Raw genomic sequence first — 2,308 nt, 5'->3', positions numbered from 1 at the left:
CAAATGACATTTCCATAATTCAAATATAAACAAATTTGTTTATAAAATAAAGTTTACATACATCCTGAGCAGAACAAAGGATCTCATCTATGCTTGAGGAAAAGTTGGAGCGAAGGGGAATGGGTAGTTGTAAGTAGTGATCAGTAATCAGTAATCAGTATTTATTTTCGGCGATATTCTCTTCAATTCAATTTCACTTGGCACGTCTACTACTATAGGAACCCTTTCCACGGTTACAAAACTTAGATCCAGGCCAAAACTCTTTTCGTCCGAGAGACTGAAATGTTTTAGAATGTTGTGGTAATCAATCACCAGACAGTCAGGAAAGCTTAATCCGAGGCGAGTTACCGATGATTGCATCAAACGCCCTCGGTGTTTTTACCTTAGCCAGCTATTCCCGGAAGCCTTTTTAGACATAAACAACATTATAATGTTTTTATCGTATGGTTTTCGAATAAAATATTCGTATTTTTACTTAAAACCACATTTTAATGGCACAATCAATTAGCGAATTGATCCGGTTTCGAAGGAGGCAATTGAAAATAACTCAACCACATCTGGCCGAGTTAGCTGATGTAAATGTAAACACAATAGCCAGGATTGAGCGTGGTCAGGCTAATCCTACATTTGATGTCTTAACAAAAATAGCAGACGTGCTTGGGATGGAATTTCAACTGATAATAAGAAAAGATAATGGTCCTGCGGTATGAGAGTAGCTGAAGTATATTATAATCGAATTCCGGCAGGAAAGCTGAAGGAAGAAAATCGTAATAGCTATACATTTATCTATTATGACGATTATTATAAAGACCAAGAAATGCCTTCTATTAGCTTGACTTTGCCCAAAACCCAAAAGGGGCATCAATCTAATTATCTATTTCCGTTCTTTTACAATATGCTGTCTGAAGGAGTTAACAAGACTTTGCAAAGCCGGCAGCTGCAAATCGACGAAGACGACTCATTTGGTCTTTTGTTGGCCACAGCAGGATCGAATACCATCGGTGCAATAACCATTAAACCCATTGAGTCGTGAATGTACCCAACTTAAATGTATGTCCGGCGATCCTGACTGAAAATCATACGACCTATAGCGCTCGTGGGCTCAGAAGGGTTTTCAATGGTCGTAAAGTGAGTCACATCCTTCCCTATTATTCATCGCTTAAAAGTGACGAAGATGCTGAAAAGTTTATTGAGAACCGTGAACGGCTATCTATTTCAGGCGTACAGGAAAAGCTGTCACTTATACTGGAGGGTAACAAACTACGCTTAACGGAAGCGGGTGAACAGGGAAATTATATACTCAAGCCGATCCCTCGTGACGTAAAAAAAATAGATCAGGTACCAGCAAATGAACACCTCACCATGCAAATTGCGAAGCAGATATTCAGGATCGAGACGGCAGAAAATGCACTAATCTTTTTTAAAAGCGGAGAACCAGCATACATTACTAAACGCTTCGACATTAGGCCCGATGGAAATAAGTGGAGAACTGAAGATTTCGCAAGTCTGGCTGGAATGACTAACGATACCGGGGGACCGGATTTTAAGTACGAATCCAGCTATGAAGATATTGGAAAGCTTATTCAGAGATTTGTTCCGGCATGGCGCGTAGAGGTTGAAAAGTTTTTCCAGCTTGTGCTGTTTAACTATATGTTCTCTAATGGGGATGCCCACTTAAAAAACTACGGGCTTTTGGAAACATCAGCGGGCGACTTCGTGTTAAGTCCTGCTTATGATCTGTTAAATACCCGGATTCATGTGGGTGATACGGATTTTGCGCTTAAAAAAGATCTATTCGCCGATGGCTCCCGCTCTTCATTATGGGTAAAGACTGGTCAGCCAGGAAAAGGTGATTTCTTAGCTTTCGCTGAAAAGATTGGAGTCTCAACCAGACGTGTAGATCGACTCTTGGACCCGCTTCTCAACAGGCATGAAACGGTGGCTGATTTGGTGGGCAAGTCGTTTTTATCAGCCAGTATAAAAAAGGCCTATCTGGATTACTACTATAGAAAAACTAATTTTTACAAATAAGCGGGGAGTGAATTTGTGTTATGACCTACCTCCTCAAACGAACTACAGAAACGTAGCCTTGTAGTATCGATACATGGCAGGCTCGACCACGCTTAAAATTTTATTAAATATCTTCGCAAACTTAAAATTTTGATAATATGAAATTTATTTGCGCCATATATTTTATTTTCGCCAGTCTGGTGAGTTTTGCTCAAAACCGGGCCGACTCTACTAAAACGATTAAGGAAATAGTTATAAAAGGTCTAATAAAACAAAGAGACATTACAAGGATGGATTC

The 2,308-nt window shown here is 39.7% G+C and carries 4 protein-coding genes; 3 read left to right on the top strand and 1 reads right to left on the bottom strand.

Features of this window, described 5'->3' with window-relative positions; all coding sequences use genetic code 11:
• Positions 1–147: 147 nt before the first annotated feature.
• A complete protein-coding gene (locus tag WBJ10_RS09845; protein WP_424289789.1) occupies positions 148–360 on the bottom strand; it encodes a hypothetical protein in 213 nt (70 codons plus the stop codon).
• A 131-nt stretch (positions 361–491) separates the two neighbouring features.
• On the opposite strand from WBJ10_RS09845, the gene WBJ10_RS09840 reads away from it, so the two are divergent.
• Genes WBJ10_RS09840 through WBJ10_RS09830 form a run of 3 tightly spaced genes read left to right on the top strand, consistent with a single transcriptional unit; the run spans position 492 to position 2,031 of the window.
• The gene (locus WBJ10_RS09840; RefSeq protein WP_424289787.1) at positions 492–710 is read left to right on the top strand and encodes a helix-turn-helix transcriptional regulator; all 219 of its coding nucleotides are present in this window, start codon (positions 492–494) and stop codon (positions 708–710) included.
• A complete protein-coding gene (locus tag WBJ10_RS09835) occupies positions 707–1,033 on the top strand; it encodes a HipA N-terminal domain-containing protein (protein ID WP_424289785.1) in 327 nt (108 codons plus the stop codon). Before WBJ10_RS09840 ends, WBJ10_RS09835 begins: the two co-directional genes overlap by 4 nt.
• The gene (locus WBJ10_RS09830; protein ID WP_424289783.1) at positions 1,030–2,031 is read left to right on the top strand and encodes a type II toxin-antitoxin system HipA family toxin; all 1,002 of its coding nucleotides are present in this window, start codon (positions 1,030–1,032) and stop codon (positions 2,029–2,031) included. Before WBJ10_RS09835 ends, WBJ10_RS09830 begins: the two co-directional genes overlap by 4 nt.
• The last annotated feature ends 277 nt before the right edge of the window (positions 2,032–2,308 follow it).

Origin of the sequence: Daejeonella sp. (assembly GCF_049655485.1) — a bacterium.
GTDB lineage: Bacteria > Bacteroidota > Bacteroidia > Sphingobacteriales > Sphingobacteriaceae > Daejeonella.
The sequence above is the reverse complement of the archived record's forward strand: the minus strand, read 5'-3'. Positions and strand labels throughout refer to the sequence as shown.

Coding starts and splice junctions, on each gene's coding strand:
- WBJ10_RS09845 (WP_424289789.1), bottom strand. CDS start 360: ATGCAATCATCGGTAACTCGCCTCGGATTAAGCTTTCCTGACTGTCTG.
- WBJ10_RS09840 (WP_424289787.1), top strand. CDS start 492: ATGGCACAATCAATTAGCGAATTGATCCGGTTTCGAAGGAGGCAATTG.
- WBJ10_RS09835 (WP_424289785.1), top strand. CDS start 707: ATGAGAGTAGCTGAAGTATATTATAATCGAATTCCGGCAGGAAAGCTG.